The organism is Pseudoxanthomonas sp. YR558, from assembly GCF_900116385.1.
Taxonomy (GTDB): domain Bacteria; phylum Pseudomonadota; class Gammaproteobacteria; order Xanthomonadales; family Xanthomonadaceae; genus Pseudoxanthomonas_A.
In genome coordinates this window covers 612,881-631,931 of record NZ_FPCI01000002.1, presented here as the reverse complement: position 1 = coordinate 631,931, position 19,051 = coordinate 612,881, and the positions used below count along the sequence as shown (strand labels likewise).

16 protein-coding genes, 1 pseudogene and 1 riboswitch are annotated in these 19,051 nt (G+C 67.0%); of the genes and pseudogenes, 10 read left to right on the top strand and 7 right to left on the bottom strand.

Going from position 1 to position 19,051, the window contains the following annotated elements; translation table 11 throughout:
- Nucleotides 1-75: 75 nt before the first annotated feature.
- The 3 genes and pseudogenes from BM365_RS14500 to BM365_RS14490 form a co-directional block, all read right to left on the bottom strand.
- Nucleotides 76-1,152 (bottom strand): homoserine dehydrogenase family protein, encoded by a 1,077-nt coding sequence (locus BM365_RS14500; protein ID WP_093490225.1) that lies wholly within the window; start codon nt 1,150-1,152, stop codon nt 76-78.
- Nucleotides 1,149-2,372, bottom strand: a complete 1,224-nt coding sequence (locus BM365_RS14495; protein ID WP_093490224.1) for an O-succinylhomoserine (thiol)-lyase — start codon at nt 2,370-2,372, stop codon at nt 1,149-1,151. Before BM365_RS14495 ends, BM365_RS14500 begins: the two co-directional genes overlap by 4 nt.
- Nucleotides 2,369-3,322: pseudogene (locus BM365_RS14490) on the bottom strand (homoserine O-succinyltransferase); the annotation flags it as partial. The pseudogene BM365_RS14490 and the gene BM365_RS14495, both read right to left, overlap by 4 nt.
- 181 nt (nt 3,323-3,503) lie before the next feature.
- Nucleotides 3,504-3,620: riboswitch (SAM riboswitch) on the bottom strand.
- A 113-nt stretch (nt 3,621-3,733) separates the two neighbouring features.
- Here BM365_RS14490 and BM365_RS14485 point away from each other — a divergent pair.
- The 6 genes from BM365_RS14485 (at nt 3,734) to BM365_RS14460 (ending at nt 10,648) form a co-directional block, all read left to right on the top strand.
- A complete protein-coding gene (locus tag BM365_RS14485) occupies nt 3,734-4,825 on the top strand; it encodes an NHL repeat-containing protein (protein ID WP_093490222.1) in 1,092 nt (363 codons plus the stop codon).
- Nucleotides 4,822-5,751 (top strand): peptidoglycan DD-metalloendopeptidase family protein, encoded by a 930-nt coding sequence (locus tag BM365_RS14480; RefSeq protein ID WP_139227442.1) that lies wholly within the window; start codon nt 4,822-4,824, stop codon nt 5,749-5,751. The genes BM365_RS14485 and BM365_RS14480 overlap by 4 nt, the downstream gene beginning before the upstream one ends.
- A 74-nt stretch (nt 5,752-5,825) precedes the next feature.
- Nucleotides 5,826-7,442, top strand: coding sequence for a peptide chain release factor 3 (locus BM365_RS14475; protein WP_093490220.1), 1,617 nt, complete (start codon nt 5,826-5,828; stop codon nt 7,440-7,442).
- A gap of 129 nt (nt 7,443-7,571) precedes the next feature.
- On the top strand, nt 7,572-7,814 hold the full coding sequence (locus BM365_RS14470; RefSeq protein WP_139227441.1) for a hypothetical protein: 243 nt from the start codon (nt 7,572-7,574) through the stop codon (nt 7,812-7,814).
- 112 nt (nt 7,815-7,926) lie between these two features.
- On the top strand, nt 7,927-8,604 hold the full coding sequence (locus BM365_RS14465) for a PAQR family membrane homeostasis protein TrhA (protein WP_093490218.1): 678 nt from the start codon (nt 7,927-7,929) through the stop codon (nt 8,602-8,604).
- Nucleotides 8,605-8,776: 172 nt separating this feature from the next.
- Complete coding sequence (locus tag BM365_RS14460; protein WP_233210877.1) at nt 8,777-10,648, top strand: AsmA family protein; 1,872 nt, start codon at nt 8,777-8,779, stop codon at nt 10,646-10,648.
- Between the two features lie 9 nt (nt 10,649-10,657).
- Here BM365_RS14460 and BM365_RS14455 read toward each other — a convergent pair whose 3' ends face one another.
- From BM365_RS14455 to mtgA, 3 genes are read right to left on the bottom strand one after another with little or no spacing between them, the layout of a single operon-like run.
- A complete protein-coding gene (locus BM365_RS14455) occupies nt 10,658-11,086 on the bottom strand; it encodes a CBS domain-containing protein (protein ID WP_093490217.1) in 429 nt (142 codons plus the stop codon).
- Nucleotides 11,046-12,077 (bottom strand): glycosyltransferase family 2 protein, encoded by a 1,032-nt coding sequence (locus tag BM365_RS14450; protein WP_093490216.1) that lies wholly within the window; start codon nt 12,075-12,077, stop codon nt 11,046-11,048. Before BM365_RS14450 ends, BM365_RS14455 begins: the two co-directional genes overlap by 41 nt.
- A 3-nt stretch (nt 12,078-12,080) precedes the next feature.
- Nucleotides 12,081-12,857, bottom strand: a complete 777-nt coding sequence (gene mtgA, locus BM365_RS14445) for a monofunctional biosynthetic peptidoglycan transglycosylase (RefSeq protein ID WP_093490215.1) — start codon at nt 12,855-12,857, stop codon at nt 12,081-12,083.
- 90 nt (nt 12,858-12,947) lie between these two features.
- Here mtgA and BM365_RS14440 point away from each other — a divergent pair, with 90 nt between their 5' ends.
- From BM365_RS14440 to BM365_RS14425, 4 genes are all read left to right on the top strand, one after another.
- A complete protein-coding gene (locus BM365_RS14440) occupies nt 12,948-14,231 on the top strand; it encodes an aspartyl/asparaginyl beta-hydroxylase domain-containing protein (protein WP_158253484.1) in 1,284 nt (427 codons plus the stop codon).
- Nucleotides 14,228-15,118, top strand: a complete 891-nt coding sequence (locus BM365_RS14435; RefSeq protein WP_093490213.1) for an Hsp33 family molecular chaperone HslO — start codon at nt 14,228-14,230, stop codon at nt 15,116-15,118. Before BM365_RS14440 ends, BM365_RS14435 begins: the two co-directional genes overlap by 4 nt.
- Before the next feature lie 120 nt (nt 15,119-15,238).
- On the top strand, nt 15,239-16,102 hold the full coding sequence (locus tag BM365_RS14430; protein WP_093490807.1) for an XOO1806 family protein: 864 nt from the start codon (nt 15,239-15,241) through the stop codon (nt 16,100-16,102).
- Nucleotides 16,103-16,198: 96 nt separating this feature from the next.
- Complete coding sequence (locus tag BM365_RS14425) at nt 16,199-18,043, top strand: tetratricopeptide repeat-containing sulfotransferase family protein (protein WP_093490212.1); 1,845 nt, start codon at nt 16,199-16,201, stop codon at nt 18,041-18,043.
- On the opposite strand, the gene BM365_RS14420 is transcribed toward BM365_RS14425, so the two are convergent.
- Nucleotides 17,983-18,954, bottom strand: coding sequence for a class I SAM-dependent methyltransferase (locus BM365_RS14420; protein ID WP_093490211.1), 972 nt, complete (start codon nt 18,952-18,954; stop codon nt 17,983-17,985). The two genes, BM365_RS14425 and BM365_RS14420, sit on opposite strands and share 61 nt — an antisense overlap.
- Nucleotides 18,955-19,051 lie beyond the last annotated feature (97 nt).

The window sequence follows — 19,051 nt, the reverse complement described above, 5'->3', positions numbered from 1 at the left end:
GTCATCCGTGCACCACAAAGCGCCGGCACGCTCCAATGCCGCCTCGTTGTCCGCACTGAAGTGATGTGCAAACGATCAGCGCGCCGTCGCGATCGCCAGCACGTCATCGAGCAACGCAGCGGCGGTGACATCGGCGCCTGCGCCCGGCCCCTGGACGACCAGCGGCTGTTCGTCGTAGCGGTCGCTGTAAATCGCCACCCGGTTGTCGGTGCCGCTGCCGCCACACAACGCGTGATCGGTCGGCAGCACCTGCAGGCCGACGCTTGCGCGTTCCGTGTCGAAACGGCCGACGAAGCGCAGCCGGCCGCCGTTGCGATAGGCATCCTTGAAACGCGCCGCCAACGGCGCATCCAACTGACCAAGCGCGCCATCGACGCTGTCCAGGGGCAGCGCCGCGAGTTCGGCGGGCACCAGCGATTCCACCCGCACATCGGCCTGCTCCAACGGAAGGCCCGCGGCGCGCGCGAGGATCAGCAACTTGCGGCGCACGTCCTCGCCGGACAGGTCGATACGCGGATCCGGTTCGGTATAGCCCGCCTGACGCGCCTGGCGGACGAAGCCGGAAAACGGACGCATGCCGTCGTAGTGGTTGAACAACCAGGCCAGCGACCCGGACAGCACGCCTTCGACGCGGTGGATGCGGTCGCCGCCGGCCACGAGCGCGCGCAGGCTGCGCAGCAACGGCAGGCCCGCGCCGACCGTGGCGGCTTCGCCATACCGTGCGCCCGATGTCGCCCCTGCGTGTTCGATGGACTGCGCGCGTGACAGTGCACTGCCCGAGCCCAGTTTGTTCGCCGTCACGACATGCACGCCACGCGACAGCCACTCGGCGTGCCAGCCCGCGACGGCGTCGCTGGCGGTCGCATCGATGACGATGTCGCCCGCGTGCAGCGCTTCGGCTTCCGCCCAGGGCGGCAGATCATCATCGCGAACGTCGGCGCGATTGGCTGCCTCCAGCGCGCGTTGCGGCGCGCCCGCGCAGTCGTGCAGGGCGCGGGAGTTCGCCAGCCAGGCCAGCGTCGGCAGCGCTACGTCTCGCGCCTGCAAGCGCTGGTAGCGGGCCACCAGCGCGCTGCCTACGACGCCCGTACCGAGCAACGCGAGTCGCGGTGCACGGCGTGCGGCGGTGCGCAGCGGGACGACCGTACTCATGCGTCGGCGAGCTTGCGTTTGGAGTCGGCCACGACCGCCTCGGCGCGCGCAAGCGCCGCGGCGATATCAGCCAGCAGGTCGTCCGCGGCTTCGATACCGACCGACAGGCGCAGCAGGCCGTCGGAGATGCCGGCCTTGGCGCGCGCTTCCGGCGTCATCGCCGCGTGCGTCATCGTGGCCGGATGCGCCACCAGGCTTTCCACGCCACCCAGTGATTCGGCCAGGGTGAAGTAGCGCAGGCCCTCGACGAAGGCGCGCACGGCTTCTTCGCCACCTTCGAGCTCCAGGCTCAGCATCGCGCCGAAGCCCTTCTGCTGGCGCGCCGCCACCGCATGGCCGGGATGGGTGGCCAAGCCCGGGAAGTAGACCTTCGACACCGCAGGATGCGTCTCCAGCAACGCGGCGATGGCGTCGGCGTTTTCCTGGTGCGCGCGCAGGCGGGCGTCCAGCGTGCGCAGGCCACGCAGCGTCAGGAAACTGTCGAACGGCGAGCCGGTCAGGCCCAGCGCATTCGCCCACCACACCAACTGCTGGTGGGTCTCCGCATCGCGCGCGATCACCGCGCCGCCGACCACATCGCTATGGCCGTTGATGTACTTGGTGGTGGAATGCAGCACGAGGTCGGCGCCGAAGGCGATCGGCGTCTGCAACGCCGGCGACAGGAAAGTGTTGTCCACCACCGTGCGTGCGCCGGCCTTGTGCGCAGCCTCGATGACGAAGCGCAGGTCGGTAATCCGCAGCAGCGGGTTGGACGGGGTTTCGATCAGCACCAGCTTCGGCGACTGCGCCAGCGCATCGGCCAGCGAACGCGGATCGGTCAGGTCGGCGGTGATCAGCTCGAAGTGGCCCTTCTTCGCCAGCGCGTTGAACAGGCGCCAGCTGCCGCCGTACGCGTCGTGCGGCACCACCAGGCGGTCGCCCGGTTCCAGCAGCGCATTCAACACCAGCGTGATCGCGCCCATGCCGGTCGCGGTGACGACGGCGCCGGCGCCGCCTTCCAGTTCGGCCAGCGCTTCGGCCAGCAGGTCGCGGGTCGGGTTGCCGCTGCGGGTGTAGTCGTACTCGCGCTTCTGCGCGAAGCCGGCGAAGCTGAAGTTGGACGACAGCACGATCGGCGGCGTCACCGCGCCATAGGCGGTGTCGCGGTCGATACCGGCGCGCACGGCGGCAGTGGCGGGACGACAGGGCGCGTCGGTATCGGTGGGGGTGTAGCTGCTCATGCGGAATCTCCGGCGGCGCGCAGGGCCGAGGTCAGGATGGAATCGATGCGGTCGGTTTCTTTCAGGAAGGCGTCGTGGCCGTAGGGCGAGCGCAGCACGCGCAACTGGCCCAGCGTGCCGAGGCCTTCCACCAGCGCCACGGAATCGGACAGCGGCACTAGGCGGTCGCCTTCGACGGCAACCACCAGCGTGGGTACGCGCACCTCGGCGGGGTCGACGCGGTGCAGATCGATGGATTCGGACAGGCGCACGTAAGCGTTCACCGGCGTACGTGCGACGTACTGCGCGCCGGCCGCATCCAGGTAATCCTCGGCAGCCACGCGCACGCGGCCATTGACGATCTCGGGCGCCGCGTCGAAGCGCTCGCCGAATTCCTCCGGCGTGCGGTAGCTCAGCATCGCGAACTGGCGTGCCAGCGACAGGCCCTGCGCGTCCGCACACTGCAGCTGGCCGAGCGTCACCGCGCGACGTTGCAGCGCGCGCCACGCGGCGGCATAGGGATGGGCGCGGTGCGCGCCGCTGACCGCGATCAGCTTCTCCACGCGATCGGGGTGGCGCACCGCGAACTGCAGGCCCACCAGCGCGCCGTAGGAATAGCCAACGAAAGCCTGCAGACGCGCGATGCCCAACGCCGACAGCAGCTTGGCGATGGCGTCGGCCTGGTCGGCCGTATCGATCGGGGCGTCGAGGCGGCCGTCGGCGCCGACAAAATCGAACGCGAGCAGCTGCCTGTGCGCCGGATCCAGCGCGCGGCCTTCGCCGACCAGCGCGTTAAGCCAACCGGCTTCGGCGAACACGTCGCTCGCCGCCAGGTGGCGATGCGCGGAGATGCCGCCGGCGACGAACACCACCGGCGCGCCGACCGCGCCCTGCAACTCGTAGCGCAGCGTGACCGCCCGGTTGCCGGCGTGGCGCATCGACAGTTCGACCACGACCTCGCCCCGCACGGCACGCGGTGCGTCGTCCTGTAACGAGGGAATCGCCGCACTGTCGATCGACGACGGTTCGGCAAGGCGGTTGAGCGCGGGACTGGCGTAACTCATGGCGGCTTCCGGTGGGCATCCCTCGCGGGACGGGACTACACCACCGAGCTTCGCGGAGCTCGCGTTCGCCGTGCTGAGGGCACGGTACGAACCATCTTCCGGCAGACGCTGAGGTCCCCGCAGGATTTGGCACCACCACGGCGCTTGCGCGTCGCTGGCTGCCCCGGCTTCTTCGGGCCTGTCCCTCTGCCGGTCTCGATGGTGAGGGTACTTTGCCGGGCGCCGGGACGGATGTCAATCGCTTTATTCGGATGAAGCGATGGACTTTGAACCCGGTCACGCTGCCCCGCGTCCGCGGGATCACGCATAATTCGCGCCATGATCCGGAAATGCCTTATCGGCGGTCTCTGCGCGGTGCTGCTGGCCGCCTGCTCCACCGCCCCCCTGCACACCTCCACGCCCCCGGCGCCCGCCCCGAAGACCGCGGCGGACGCCATCGTCCCGGAAGCCTGGGTGTCCGAGCCGGTACCCGGTGACGAACTGGACTCCCTGGTCGCCTGGCCCACCGAAGACGGCAGCGTCTGGCTGATCGCCACCGCCAAGGCCACCCACCATCTGGCCCTGTACGACGCCGACACCGGCCAGCGCCTGCGCACGGTCGGCGGCCCGGGTTCAGCGGTTGGCCAGTTCAACCGCCCCAACGGCATTGCCGTGTTCGGCGACCTGCTGTTCGTGGCCGAGAGGGACAACCACCGCATCCAGGCCTTCCGCCTGCCCGAGTTCGCGCCGCTGGGTGCCTTCGGCGCCGACGCCCTGCGCGCGCCCTACGGCCTGTGGGTGCACGAAACCGCGCCGGGCGAGTTGGAGCTCCTGGTCACGGACAGCTTCATGGCCGATTTCCGCACCATGACGCTGCCGCCGATGGAGGCGCTGGACGGCCGCGTGAAGCGCTTCCGGGTACGCGTGGAAGAAGGCGGCAAGCTGGAAGCTTCGCTAGTGGAGCAGTTCGGCGATACCGGTCCGGCCGGCGCACTGCGCATGGTGGAGTCCATCGCCGGCGATGCCGTGCACGATCGCCTGATGATCGCCGAGGAAGACCGTCGCGTCGGCTCCACGTTGCGCGACTACTCGCTGGCCGGCCGCTACCGCGGCCACAGCCTGCCCACCTTCGACGCCGATGCCGAAGGCGTCGCGCTCTGGGCGTGCAGTGTCGAGGAAGGTTACTGGGTCGCCGTGGACCAGCTGACGCCAACCCGATTCCGCGTGTTCGATCGCGCCACCCTCGCCCCTGCCGGCGTCTTCTCGGGTCGCGTGACCTCTAACACCGACGGCGAGACCGTCTACGCCATGCCGACCAAGCGCTTTCCGGCAGGCGCGCTGTTCGCGCTGCACAACGACGTGTCGCTGGCCGCGTTCGACCTGCGCGACATCGGCCACGCGCTGAAGCTCCGCGAAGACTGCCTGCGGTGAACATCCGGTGGGCCATGGCGGCGCTGTGCGGCGCGGCCCTGCTGCTCGCCACCGTCGGCGACCTGTCAGCTGCGCGCCTCTACCGCTGGAAGGACAAACAGGGTTACACCCAGTACGGCGACCAACCGCCGCCGCCGGACCAACTGGCCGGCAACGCACTGGACGTGGTGCGCTTCCGCAATCCACCCAGCGCGCTGGTGCGGCTGCGCCTGGAGAAACAGGGTCTTCGTTACGAAGCTTGGGCCGACAACCTGATGCACGGGCCGGTGGAAGTGCAGTTGGGTTTCCGCCGCCAACGCGACGTGCGCAGTGCCCCTGCCCTGCCCGCCCGCGCGGTGGTGCCGGCGCGCAGCAGCGTGCTGGTCGCCAACATCAGCGTGACCGATCCGCTGCGCGGCGGGGATTTCGAACTGACCCTGGACGGCATGCCCGGCGATCCCGGCAGCCGGCCGCAGGACTACGACTACCGCCTGCCGTTCGACTACGGGCGCGTGCGCGTGGACCAGGGCCCCGGCGGCCGCTTCAGCCACAGCGATGCGCAGAACCTGCATGCGGTGGATTTCGCGGTGCCGGAAGGCACCCGGATCGTCGCCGCGCGCGAGGGGCTGGTGATGCAGGTCGAGTCCGACTTCGACAAGGCCGGCCTGAACCGCGAGAAGTACGGCGGCCGCGCGAACTTCATCCGCATCCTGCACAGCGACGGCAGCATGGCGCTGTACGCGCACCTGAAGGCCGAGGGCGTGCAGGTGCGCGTCGGCCAGTACGTCCGTAAAGGTCAGTACATCGGGCTGTCCGGCAACACCGGCTTCTCGACCGCGCCGCACCTGCATTTCGTGGTGCAGGCCAACCGCGGCATGCGGCTGGAATCGGTGCCGTTCCGGATGTTCGGGCCGTTGGGTCAGCTGCAGTTCCCGTCGGCGCGCTGACCGGCGTCCGCGCCGGCACCCCGGTATAATCGCGCCCTTCCCGCCTTTCCAGTGCCCGTCCGGGCGCCCGCCCCATGTCCGATCCGAACAGCGCCGTGGCCAACGAAGCCACCCGTCGCCGCACCTTCGCCATCATTTCCCACCCCGACGCCGGCAAGACCACGCTGACGGAGAAGCTGCTGCTGTTCGGCGGCGCGATCCAGATGGCCGGCTCGGTGAAGGGTCGCAAGGCCGCGCGCCACGCGACCTCCGACTGGATGGCGCTCGAAAAGGAGCGTGGCATCTCGGTCACCTCGTCGGTCATGCAGTTCCCGTACGAAGGCAAGATCGTGAACCTGCTCGACACGCCGGGCCACGCCGACTTCGGCGAGGACACCTACCGCGTGCTGACCGCGGTCGACAGCGCGCTGATGGTTATCGACGTGGCCAAGGGCGTGGAAGAGCGCACGATCAAGCTGATGGAAGTCTGCCGCCTGCGCGACACGCCCATCATGACCTTCATCAACAAGCTCGACCGCGAGGGCAAGGACCCGATCGATCTGCTGGACGAAGTCGAAAGCGTGCTGGGCATCCAGTGCGCGCCCGTCACCTGGCCGATCGGCATGGGCCAGCGCCTGAAGGGCGTGGTGCACTTGATCACCGGCGAAGTGCACCTGTACGAACCGGGCCGCAACTTCACCCGTCAGGATTCGACGATTTTCCCGTCGCTGGATGCGCCTGGTCTGGCGGAGAAGATCGGTGAGGAAATGCTGGCGCAACTGCGCGATGAGCTGGAACTGGTCCAGGGCGCCAGCCATCCTTTCGATAAGCAGGCCTATCTCGACGGCAAGCAAACGCCGGTGTTCTTCGGCTCGGGCGTCAACAACTTCGGCGTGCAGCCGCTGCTGGATTTCTTCGTCGAGCACGCACCGTCGCCGCAGGCGCGCGAAACCACCGGCCGCGAAGTGCAGCCCGACGAGAACAAGCTCACCGGTTTCGTCTTCAAGATCCAGGCCAACATGGACCCGCAGCATCGCGACCGCGTGGCGTTCATGCGCGTGTGCTCGGGCCGCTTCGAGGCGGGCATGAAGACCTTCCACGTGCGCAGCGGCAAGGACATGAAGCTGGCCAACGCGCTGACCTTCATGGCCAGCGATCGCGAAATCGCCGCCGAGGCCTATCCCGGCGACGTGATCGGCATTCACAACCACGGCACGATCTCCATCGGCGATACGTTCACCGAGGGCGAGGCGCTGTCGTTCACGGGCATCCCGAACTTCGCGCCGGAGCTGTTCCGCCGTGCGCGCCTGCGCGATCCGCTGAAGCTCAAACAGCTGCAGAAGGGCCTCGCGCAGCTGAGCGAGGAAGGCGCCACCCAGTTCTTCCGCCCGCTGATGAGCAACGACCTGATCCTGGGCGCGGTCGGTGTGCTGCAGTTCGACGTGGTGGCCTACCGGCTGAAGGACGAGTACGGCGTAGACGCCTCGTTCGAGAACGTCAGCGTGGCCACGGCGCGCTGGATCCGCTGTGACAACGCGAAGAAGCTGGAAGAGTTCCGCGACAAGAACGCGATGAACCTCGCCCTGGACGCGGCCGGCCAGCTGGTCTACCTGGCACCGACGCGGGTCAACCTGCAGCTGGCCCAGGAGCGCGCGCCGGACGTGCAGTTCCTCGCCACGCGAGAACACGCGCACAGCGTCGATCTGGGCTGAGCCGCCGCCGCACCCGGCGTTTCATTGGTTACGCTTGCAACGGCCGCGCGCCCCAGGATTCCTCCCGTCACGCCGATCCGCTACGCTTCCCGGGCCGCCATCCGGCGGCCATATTCGGGGAGATCAGGGATGTATTTTCTAGGGGCTTTGTTGCTGCTGGCGGGCGCCATCTGGATGACCGTCAATGCCGCCAAGAAGGACGGCGCGGTCGCGGCGATCCTGTGCTTCATCTGCGGCTTCTACACCATCTATTACGGCATCAAGAACTTCGCCGAAAACAAGGTGCCGCTGATCCTGTTCCTGGTGGGCCTGGTGGTCTGCGTCGTGTTCCGTCCGGACATGGCGGCGATGAGCGGGGCCGCGGCGATCTGATCCGCCACGCCCCGCACGGAAGAGGGCTCCGGCATTACCGGAAGCCCTCTGTCCGCTGACCCGCGAACGCGCCGGTCATGCACCTCGTGCTGCATTGCGGTAACGTGACCGCATGAGCCGCTCCTCTTCCCTCCAGTCCCTGCGCGCACGTAAGCGGGCCGACCACCTCGTCGACCTTCGCGACGAAATCGCCAGCGCCCTCACGCACGGGCTGGGCGCGGTCGCCGCGCTCGCCGGTGGCGCCGTCCTGATCACCCTCGCCGCGATTTACGGCGACGGCTGGCAGCTGGGTGCCTCGATCGTCTTCGGCATCACCCTGCTGCTGCTCTACACGGCCTCCACGCTGTACCACGCCATCCAGCACCCGGTGGCAAAGGGGCGCCTGAAGGTCTTCGACCACTGCGCCATCTATCTGCTGATCGCCGGCACCTACACGCCCTTCACGCTGATCGGCCTGCGCGGGCCTTGGGGCTGGGGCTTGTTCGCAGCGATCTGGACGCTGGCCATCGCCGGCGTGGTCTTCAAGCTGTTCTACACCGGCCGCTTCAAATTGCTGTCCACCATCATCTACATCGCGATGGGGTGGCTGGTGGTCGTCGCGATCAAGCCGATGCTGCAATCGATCGATGGCTGGACACTCGGTTGGCTGTTCGCCGGCGGCCTGTTCTACACGCTGGGCACATTCTTCTATCACCGCGAATCGATCCGCTACTCGCATGCGATCTGGCATCTGTTCGTGATCGGCGGCAGCGTCTGCCACTTCGTCGCCGTGACCAAGCAGGTGCTCTGACGCGCATGTGAAGCCGTCGCGAGGTTCATGTCCCGCACATGAACCGATGACGGCCGATTTCGCGGCGCGTGAACGCACGGGCTTCAACCATGGGGCCATGAACGACGCGCTCCGCCCCCGCCGCCGTTTCGCCCTGCGCCCGCTCTCGCGGTCGCGTGCCGTGGTGCTCGGTATGTTCGCTGCGCTCATCGTGGTCGGCGCCCTGCTTTTCGAATGGAATTGGTTGCGCGGCCCGATCGAGCGCGTCGTGACGTGGAAGACGGGGCGCGCATTCGACATCGGCGGCAATCTCGATGTCGACCTCGGCCGCGTGACCACGATCCGCGCCGATGCGCTGAGCTTCGGCAATGCGACGTGGTCGAAGACACCGGCCATGGCCGTGGCGGATCGCGCGGAGTTGAGCGTGGCGGTGTGGCCGCTGATCTTCCGCCGCCAAACGCACCTGACGTCCATCCGCCTGACGCGGCCACGGCTGCGCCTCGAGTTCGGCCCCGACGGCACCGGCAACTGGGTTTTCGGCGACAACAGCGGCGAGAGCCGTCTCCGCTACGACGGCCTGTGGATCGAAGGCGGACGACTGGTATTCGTCGATCCCAAGCGGCGTACCGATCTCGACATCCAGATGGACAGCGTCGCCGGCGACGGTGCCGCGTCGCCGTCGGTGGACGTAAAGGGCAAAGGCCGCTGGGCCGGCAGTGCCTTTACCGTCGCAGGACGCGTCGAGTCGCCGCTGGCGCTGCGCCAGACCGACAAGCCGTACCGCATCGATCTGCGTGCGACCGCCGGTCCCACGCGGGCACACGCGCGTGGCACGGTGCTCGATCCCTTCCGGCTGCGCGACTTCGACCTGCGTCTGATGCTCGCAGGCCAGAACATGGAAGACCTGTTCCCGCTGATCGGTGTGGCGACGCCCTCCTCGCCGCCCTACCGCTTGGACGGCCGCTTCACCCGCGACGGCAACACGTGGCACTACGACGCCTTCAACGGCATCGTCGGCGACAGCGACTTGGGTGGATCGGCCAGCGTCACCGTGGGCCGTGACCGTCCGTTGCTGAAAGCGAATCTGATCTCCAAGCGTCTGGACTTCGATGACTTGGCCGGTTTCGTTGGCGCGCCACCGCAAACCGGCGGTTCTGAGGCGAGCAATGCGGAACAGCGCAAGGAGGCCGCCGAACTCGCCGTCGACGCACGCGTGCTGCCGGACACGCCCTACGATCTGACCAAGCTGCGCGCGATGGATGCCGACGTTCGCTGGAAGGCGCACCGCATCAATGCGCCGAAGCTGCCCATCGACGACATGGATGCGCACCTGTTGCTGGACGCCGGACTGCTGCGCCTGGAACCGCTGAATTTCGGCGTGGCGCAAGGCGACATCCGTTCGACGATCCGCATGGACGCCCGCAGCGACGTGATCCGCACGCGGGCCGACATCGCCGTGCGTGGCCTCGACCTCGGCAAGCTGTTCCCCACCGCGCAGCTGACCCAGAGCGCGATCGGCCGGATTGGCGGCAACGTATCGCTCACCGGCACCGGCAACTCGATCGCCGGCATCCTCGGCAGCGCGAATGGCGACATCGCCCTGGGCATGGGGCGCGGCCAGGTCAGCAACCTGCTGATGGAACTCGCCGGCCTGGATATCGCCGAAGCGCTGAAGTTCCTGCTGACGAAAGACAAGACGGTGGCGGTGCGGTGCGCGTTCGGCGATTTCGCGGTGAAGGATGGCGTGATGCAGACGCGCACGCTGGCCTTCGACACCACCGACACGATCATCGTTGGCAAGGGCCAGGTCAGCTTGAAGGAAGAAGCGCTGGACCTGGAACTGAAGCCGCGACCCAAGGACCGCAGCATCTTCGCGCTGCGCTCGCCATTGATCATTGGCGGCACGTTCAAAGACCCGTCGTTCCGGCCGGACTTCAAACGCCTCGGCCTGCGCGGCGCCACGGCGCTCGTGCTGGCGAGCATCACTCCGCCCGCTGCATTGCTGGCGACGATCGAAGTAGGCCCTGGCGAAGACAGCGGCTGTGGCGGGCAGTACGCGAAGTAGCCGTGTCGCTCAGCCGGCGATGTAGCGTTGAAGCTGGTCGAGTTCCACCTGCTGGTCTTCGATGACCGCCTTGACCAGGTCGCCGATCGAGATCACCCCCACGATGGCATCGCCCTCGCTCACCGGCAGATGGCGGATCCGGTGCGTGGTGACCACCTGCATGCAGTGGTCGACGGTGTCGTCGGGACCGACGGTGACGACCTTCGCCGTCATGATGTCGCGCACCGGGGTGTTGGACGACGACCGCCCCTGCAGCACGACCTTTCGCGCATAGTCACGCTCGGACACGATGCCGCACAGTCGCGGCCCCTGCATGGCCAGCACGGCGCCCACGCCTTTCTCCGCCATCAGCTTGATGGCGTCCAGGACGGAGGCGTCGGGAGATACCGCGAAGACTTCAGGGGTCTTGGACCCCAGCAAATGACGAACCGTGCGCATGGCGATCTCCGGGGTGGGGAGCGGGTCGGTCTGGTGCAGGCAAGGATACTCCTGCCGCCCCGGGTTGCCACGTATCCACCAGGTACAGCGGCCGCTGCTTGGACTCCTCGTACAAGCGCCCCAGGTATTCGCCGATCAATCCCAACGCGACCAGCTGCATGCCGCCCAGGAACAGGATCACCGTCATCATCGTCGGCCAGCCGGCGACCGGGTCGCCCCACAGCAGCGCTTTGAGCACCACCCAGATCGCGAACGCGAAGGCGAGCACCGCCGTCATCACGCCCACGTAGGTCGCCACGCGCAGCGGCGCAGTGGAAAAGCTGGTGATGCCTTCCAGGGCGAAATTCCACAGCTTCCAGAAACCGAAGCTGCTCCGCCCCGCTACCCGTGCCTCACGGTGATAGGGCACGGCGATCTGGTTGAAGCCGACCCAGCCGAACAGCCCTTTCATGAAGCGATGGCGTTCGCGCAGTTCGCGTAGCGCGGCCAATGCACGTGGCGACAGCAACCGGAAGTCGCCGGTGTCGGCGGGGATCGGCGTCTTGGAGAGACGCCCGATCACGCGGTAGAACGCATGCGCGGTGCTGCGTTTGATCCAGCTTTCGCCGTCACGCTCTACCCGCGTGCCGTGCACGTTGTCGTACCCGGCCTGCCATTGGCGTACGAACTCGCCGATCAGTTCCGGCGGATCCTGTCCATCGGCATCGAGGATCAGCGCAGCGCCGGCCTGCACACGATCCAGGCCTGCGGTCAGCGCCGCCTCCTTGCCGAAGTTGCGCGACAGGCGCAGGGCGGACACGCGCGGATCGACTGCCATCAGCGCCTGCAGCACCGCCCAGGTGCCGTCCTGGCTGCCGTCGTCGACGTACAGCACGCGACCCTCGATGCCCGGCAATGCATCCAGCGTGGCCGCGATGCGCGGCTGCAGCAGCGGGATCGCCTGGGCTTCGTTATAGGCGGCAATCACGACGGTCAGCAGGGGCGCTTGCATGCGTTACAGGCTCTCCAGATAGGCCTTGCCACCCAACTGCCCCACCTGTCGCTGGATCCAGCGCGCACGGCGTTGCACGTAGGGGCCCGGGTTCGCGGCGTTGTAGCGCCGGGGCGCCGGGAGCACCGCCGCGAGGCGGGCGCTCTCGGCGGGTGTCAGGCGCGCCGCATCCTTGTTGAAGAAACGCACGGCCGCCGCCTGGCCACCGTATACGCCGTTACCGAACTCAGCCACGTTGGCGTACACCTCAAGAATGCGCGATTTCGGCCAGAGCGTCTCGATCAGCAGCGTGTACCAGACCTCCAGGCCCTTGCGCGCCCAGCGCGACACCCGGCTCTGGCCCTGCCACAGGAACAGGTTCTTGGCGACCTGCTGGCTGATCGTGCTGGCACCGCGCAGGCGCGTGGCCGGACGGCCGCGCTTCTCGGCGCGCGCCGTCATCCGCTTGTTGTGGGCCTGTGCCTTTTCGATGGCAGCCAGGTCGAAGCCATGGTGGGCGGCGAAGTTCTGGTCTTCGGCCGCCACCAGCGAAACCGGCAGGCTCGCCGCCATCTGGTCCAAGTCGCGCCAGTCGTGCGCCAGACGGAGCCCCCATTCACCTTCGCCCCACGCCTCGATCTGGCGTGCCGCCATGAACGCCGTAAAAGGCGGATCGACGAAGCGCAGCACCGCCACCTGCAGGATGCTGGCGGCGGCGAACAGAAAAGGGGCCGCCAGCAACCAGCGAAACCAGCGGCGGGCCTTACGAGGGCGGGAAGCATCGGGGCTGCTGTAATTCAAGTTACCGACACCAAGTGTTCAGTTCTCGTTATTCTGCGACCTGCCGCCCCTTCTTGTCTCGCCACCATGTCATCTCCGCCGCTCTCGGCCATGCCCGACGCCCTGAAGCAGTTGCTGGAGCAGGCGAACTGGTGGTCCCAGCAGAACCAGCCGGAGAAGGCGGCCGGCTGCTGGCGAAAGGCACTGGAGCAATTCCCCGATACGGCGCCCGCGCTCAACGGTCTGGGGACGTACCACTTGGCCCGGGGCGATCTGGCCGACGCGCAGCGCTTCCTGGAACGCGCCGCCGCCGTCTCGCCGCAGCCGGCGATGGCGTATGCCAACCTGTCGCGCGTCCACTCAGCCCGAGGCGATCGGACCCAGGCGCTGACCGCCATCAAGCAAGCCATCGACGCGGAGCCCACCGCGTGGGGCGCTCACGTGGAGAAGGCGCGACTATTGCAAGGCTTGGGGCGCGAACGGGAGTCCGCCTCTGCGTGGTCGTCGGCCATGTCCTACATGCCGCCCGCCTTCATGCAGGCGCCTCATATGCAGGCCCTGATTAACGAGGCCAATGCCGCGATCAGCGCCAACCAGGCGCAGCTGCGTGATTTCCTTACCTCGCACATGCAGGGCGCGACGCGCACGGGATCGCCGCGCGAACTGGAGCGGTTCGAGCATTGCCTGGATATCGTGACCGGACGTCGTGCCTTCGTGACGGCGCGCCCGTTGACACTCCCCTTCCCTCGCCTGCCTGCCATTCCATTCTTCCATCGCGAGGACTACGACTGGGTGCCACGGGTCGAATCCGCATTTCCCGAGATCCTGGCGGAGCTGGAGGGACTGCTCGCTCAGCAGCGCTCGTTCGAACCCTACGTGCAAACGCCTGCAGGCGAACCCATGGGGCAGTTCGCGACGCTGGACCGCAAGCTCGACTGGGGTGCCTACTTCCTCTGGCGCAACGGCCGACGCATCGACGCACAGGCCGACCTGTGCCCGCGAACTGAAGGGACGCTGCTCACGCATGCCCCGCTCAACACGATTTCCAACCGGGCGCCGGTCGCGTTCTTTTCAGCCCTGAAGCCAGGCACGCACATCCCACCCCACAATGGCGCAACCAATACCCGTCTGACGGTCCATCTGCCGTTGATCATCCCGCCGGATTGCGCCCTGCGCGTAGGCGGCGAAACGCACGTTTGGAAACCGGGCGAATTGGTGATGTTCGACGACACCATCCAGCACGAGGCCTGGAACTTCAGCGACCGGCTGCGCGTGGTCCTCATCTTCGACGTTTGGCACCCGATGCTGACCGACTTGGAAAGGCAGCTGGTCGCCCATACCGTGGAAGGCATCATGGCCTACTACGGCGAAGGCGCCGACCTCGGAGAACTGTGAGCACCGACCTCGACACCCTGACCCGCTTCCTGCTTCCTGCCGCCGGCGTCCGCGGCGTGGCGGTCCGCCTGGACGAGACCTGGCAGACCGTCGCGGGCCGCGCCCACTACCCGGCCGCCGCGCGCGAACTCCTCGGCGAAGCGGTAGCCGCCGCCGCGCTGTTCACAGGACACACCAAGGTCGACGGCCGCCTGTCGATCCAGCTCCGCAGCCAGGGCGCCCTGCGCACGCTCTTCGCCGAATGCACGGCGACAGGCACGGTGCGCGGCATCGTCCAGGTGCAGGACGGTCTGGACGCGCCCCGCGATCTCCAGGACCTTGGCGAAGAAGCCCTACTGGCCATCACCATCGAAAATCCCGGCCTAGACCCGCGCGAGCCCCAGCGCTACCAGAGCCTGGTCGGCCTGCAGGCCAGCCGACTGGCCGAGGCGTTTGAGGACTACTTCCGTCAGTCCGAGCAACTGCCGACTCGCCTACTGCTCGCCGTCGACGAGAGCCGCGCCAGCGGTCTGATGCTCCAGAAGCTGCCTGGGGACGAGGGTGACGCCGATGGCTGGAACCGGGCCGGCGCCCTATTCGAGACCCTGGGCGAGCCCGAGCTCCTAGCCGTTCCCACCCGGGAACTGCTCCACCGGCTGTTCCACGAGGAAGCCCCGCAAATCCTGACAGAGAGCCCAGTTCGCTTCGGATGCTCTTGTTCCCGCGAGCGGGTTGCGAGCATGCTGCAATCGTTGGGGGAAGAAGAAGCAACGGCCGCTCTGGCCGATGGCGTGGCGGAAGTCCGTTGCGAGTTCTGTGGGCAGGAATACCGGTTCACCCCCTCGCAGATCGCGGAACTTTTCAGCCTGCCGCCGGTCGATGTGGAGGCGCCGGGTCGTTTGCAGTGATCCGGCGGTCGGGCAGCCGCCCCCGGGGACTTGTTAAAGAAACATAAACGGCATAGCATCAGTTCCCCTTCGGGAGGGGAACTCCGGGTTGTCCTTAGGAGTCTGAAGCGAGCCATGAACCTGCGTAGCCTGACACTGTCGCTTGCCCTGCTGCTCGCCTCCGGCGTAGCGGTGGATGCGCATGCGCAGAAGGCGCCGCGCAAGCCCATTGCGGAGCCTCAGGCCACGGCCCTCCCCATCTGGAACAACGACGGCAAGGTCGAGGCGGTACTGCTGCTGGAGCCCACCGGCGAGGCCGAGGCCGGCGCCCGCTGGCGTCTGGGCCGCAACACGTTGACCACCGCCTTCGGTCTGGATAGCGGAGACGCGCTCGGTCTGGTCTGCAACCGCAAGGCAGGTGTGGTCGGCAACATCGGCAACCTCGCCAGCCACTGCATGCTCGCCACGCTGGGCGACGACGACGACGACACGGACAGCCAGCGGATAGGCGCCTCGGCGGTGCTGAGTCGCCCCGGCGGCAAGTTGGGCCTGTCGGCCGGCACCGGTCGCGATACGCTGCCCGCTTGGCTCTCTTCGGGCCGCGCGACCGGCCGCATTGAACAGAACGATCTGGCCGTGTTCGGTCAGAAGAACATCGGCCGCGAAGGCTTCGTGTCGATCGGTGGCGCCGTGGCCAAGGCCACGCTCGTGCCCGCCTCCGACCTGCCCGCCTTCGCTGACCGCTGGAACACCCGCAGCTTGACCGTGGGCGGCGGCTATGGCCCCTTCAGTGCCAATATCATCGGCCGTGTCGTCGACGTGCCCGGCCAGCCCGGCAAGTGGGAAGGCCTGGGCCTGGGTCTGACCTGGCGCACGCCATGGAGCGGCCAGCTGACCGTGGGCGCGGAAAACGTCATCACCCGCGGCAAGAACCCCTTCTCGCTGACCAACGAGAATGCCGACGAAGGCACCGTGCCCTACGTGCGGTACGAACAGGATCTCTGATCCTCATTCGCGCGATGTCTGCCGTCTACGGTGGATTTCTCCACCTGGCCCGTGTCGCTGTAAGACAATAAGGGCTGTGTTGGCGACCTCGACGAGATGAACAAGCAAGGCTCGGCCGCTGCGGCCATCCATCAGGCAGTCGCCGCCGAGCGCGCGGGTCAGGTCGATACCGCTCTATATTGGCTCGAACAAGCCTCCTCGTCCGAAGGACACGATCCGACGCTTCAGCGCTTCGTGGCGCACGCCGCCTTGCGTCTCGGCAACGCAACGCTCGCCCTTGCAGCGATGGCGCGTGCCGTGGAACTCGCACCCAATGACGACGAACTACGATTCCAGTTCGCCTGCCTGCTCGCCCATCAGGGTCGTCATGTAGAAGCCGTGGTGCACTTCCGTGCAAGCCTGCTTGCACAGCCGCAGAACGCCGAAGGGCGCCGCCTGTTGGGCGTCACTCTGCAACGTCTCGGAAGGCACGCGGAAGCGTTGGCGCCACTCCGCGAAGCGCATGCGCTGGCGCCCGGTCACGTGCGCATCCTGGAGACACTCGCCGAGTCGGAGTTCCATGCAGGATATCCGGACGATGCGCTTCCGCTGCTGCAAGCCTTGAACGATGCGCGGCCAGGCGAGCCCCGCACGGCGCTCCGGCTGGCGGAGACGTTCAATCGTCTGGGACGTCACGAGGAAGCGAGGGCACTGCTGGCCTCTGCTGCGATCACGGCCGAAGATCCGAGCGATGTGCTGGTCGCACTCGCGCAGACTGCCGAGGATCAGGGCGATCGCGACGCCGCAAGGCAGGCATATCACGATGCGCTGCTGGTGCGGCCCGGCTGGGCATTCCCGCTGAGCGGTCTGCTTGGACTGGATCGCGCCAAAGCGGACGATACTTTGGTCGAGCACGCGGAGAGGTTACTGGACGACCCGGCGTTACCCGACCCGGATCGCGCCCTACTGGGCTACGAACTGGGCAAGGTCATGGACGGCCGCAAACGCTATACCGATGCGATGCAGTGCTGGCGGCAAGCCAACGATGCGCGGCAGCGCATGGTTGGGCCCGCTAACCTGGACACGTTCGGTCGACAGATCGTCACGATGATGGAGACGTTGACAGCAGAGCGGCTGCAGGCGATTCATGGTCGCTGGCCAGGTAATCCCGACCCTCGCCCTTTGTTCATCGTAGGCATGCCGCGTAGCGGCACGACGCTGACCGAGCAGATTCTCGCCGCGCATCCGTCCGGATTCGGCTGCGGTGAGCTACCGGACATCGGCCTCATCGTGCGCAATCTCCCCGGGAGTATCGGCCCCGGCGCGACCTGGCCCGAATGCGTAGAGACCTTGAGCCACGATGCGCTGGAGGCAGCCAGCCAGCGCTACCTGCGGGCCGCCACCCGCGGTGCACCGGAACACGCGCTACGCTTGGTCGACAAGCTACCCTTGAACTTCCATGAGCTCGGGCTGATCTCGCTGCTATTTCCGAACGCGAGGATCGTCTGGTGCCGGCGCGATCCCCGCGACATCGCGGTATCGGTGTACAGCGAGAACTTCGCGCTTGAGGAACGCCTGGCGAACGACTTGGGCGCGATCGGACACTACATCAATTTCCAGACGCGACTGATGCGGCACTGGCAGAATTCGGTTCCATTGCCGATCCTCGAATTGACCTACGAGGACTTAGCGCGCGATCCGGAACCCTGGGCCCGCACGATCATCGATTTTGCCGGCCTGCCCTGGGATCCAGCCTGCCTGGAGTTCCATCAGAACGAGCGCGGCGTGCAGACGCCGAGTCGCTGGCAGGTCAAGCAACCGATCTATACCCGCTCTATCGGTCGCTGGCGGCACTACGAGGCGTATCTCGGGCCACTGCTCGACGTCCTGGAGCCGGATACCTATCCCGCCATGTCCGATGGACCGGCTACCCAAGCCCAACCCACGATGCCTTCGGCTTGACGGAGCACGCATGACGAAATTTCTGCATCGGGCCTAAGCACGGAGAAGCGGCGACTCAATTCCTCCAGCGCCGCGTCATCAAGCGCGTGATCCACCATTTCCGCTGTGCGCAGCCGAGCGTCGTCCAGTTCCGCTGCATACGCCTGCAGCGCATGGATCGCAGGCGACGGATCTCGCCCGACACTCGCTACCAGACGATGGATCGCGTCGCGCGCCTCCAGCAGTAGATCGGGCGCCACAGAGACCGCCGCACGCTGCGCCAGCACAGCCATGGCTTGATTGTAGAAACCGCGCGCCGCCCTGGCAGCGCTCGTCGGGGTAGCCCCCTCTCGAATGCGGGCGATAAAGGGAACCACGTTCGAGGCCGCCACAAGAAGTCCTTCTTCGGTGCGCAGCCATGCATGGTGCTCCAGTTCCTCACGCCCGACTTTCATCAGCACCGACTCCGTGTGATGCATCACCAATGCGATACGCGCGTTGGGACGCGCCACACGATCGCACTCAGCCAGCGCAGCTTCGCGATCCGCGTACTCGAATCCGTACTGACTGACGACCTGATCGAAACTGGCGTCGCCGAATGGCAACGCTTCGATACGCACGCCGGAATGGAATTGGATGCGCGCATGGAGGACGGGGTCGTGCCAGGCAGGCGCAACGGTGGACAGATCGACGGCATCAATCTCGACGGCATCGCCGAGCAGGTCGTGCATCAACGACGGAAGCGGCCCATTGCCGGTAGCGACGTCAAGGATTCTCGTTCCTCCCGCACCTTGGGAAAAGTGCGAGCGCCAGAACTCACCTATGGCACCCTCGTAATTCCGATCGGACGCGTCCGCGCAGGAGTGGAGGCGACCACTTGCCCAGTACGCCGTCCACGCTTGCCTACGGGTGGCTTCGCCATCACTGCTCATCGTAGACCTCCGATCAAGGACGCATGCTGACACTTCGGGCGCGACACGTCTCCCTTACTCCCCAAAAAAAGAAGGCCCCGTTTCCGGGGCCTTCCAA

Coding starts and splice junctions, on each gene's coding strand:
- BM365_RS14500 (WP_093490225.1), bottom strand. CDS start 1,152: ATGAGTACGGTCGTCCCGCTGCGCACCGCCGCACGCCGTGCACCGCGA.
- BM365_RS14495 (WP_093490224.1), bottom strand. CDS start 2,372: ATGAGCAGCTACACCCCCACCGATACCGACGCGCCCTGTCGTCCCGCC.
- BM365_RS14485 (WP_093490222.1), top strand. CDS start 3,734: ATGATCCGGAAATGCCTTATCGGCGGTCTCTGCGCGGTGCTGCTGGCC.
- BM365_RS14475 (WP_093490220.1), top strand. CDS start 5,826: ATGTCCGATCCGAACAGCGCCGTGGCCAACGAAGCCACCCGTCGCCGC.
- BM365_RS14470 (WP_139227441.1), top strand. CDS start 7,572: ATGTATTTTCTAGGGGCTTTGTTGCTGCTGGCGGGCGCCATCTGGATG.
- BM365_RS14465 (WP_093490218.1), top strand. CDS start 7,927: ATGAGCCGCTCCTCTTCCCTCCAGTCCCTGCGCGCACGTAAGCGGGCC.
- BM365_RS14460 (WP_233210877.1), top strand. CDS start 8,777: ATGTTCGCTGCGCTCATCGTGGTCGGCGCCCTGCTTTTCGAATGGAAT.
- BM365_RS14455 (WP_093490217.1), bottom strand. CDS start 11,086: ATGCGCACGGTTCGTCATTTGCTGGGGTCCAAGACCCCTGAAGTCTTC.
- BM365_RS14450 (WP_093490216.1), bottom strand. CDS start 12,077: ATGCAAGCGCCCCTGCTGACCGTCGTGATTGCCGCCTATAACGAAGCC.
- BM365_RS14440 (WP_158253484.1), top strand. CDS start 12,948: ATGCCCGACGCCCTGAAGCAGTTGCTGGAGCAGGCGAACTGGTGGTCC.
- BM365_RS14425 (WP_093490212.1), top strand. CDS start 16,199: ATGAACAAGCAAGGCTCGGCCGCTGCGGCCATCCATCAGGCAGTCGCC.
- BM365_RS14420 (WP_093490211.1), bottom strand. CDS start 18,954: ATGAGCAGTGATGGCGAAGCCACCCGTAGGCAAGCGTGGACGGCGTAC.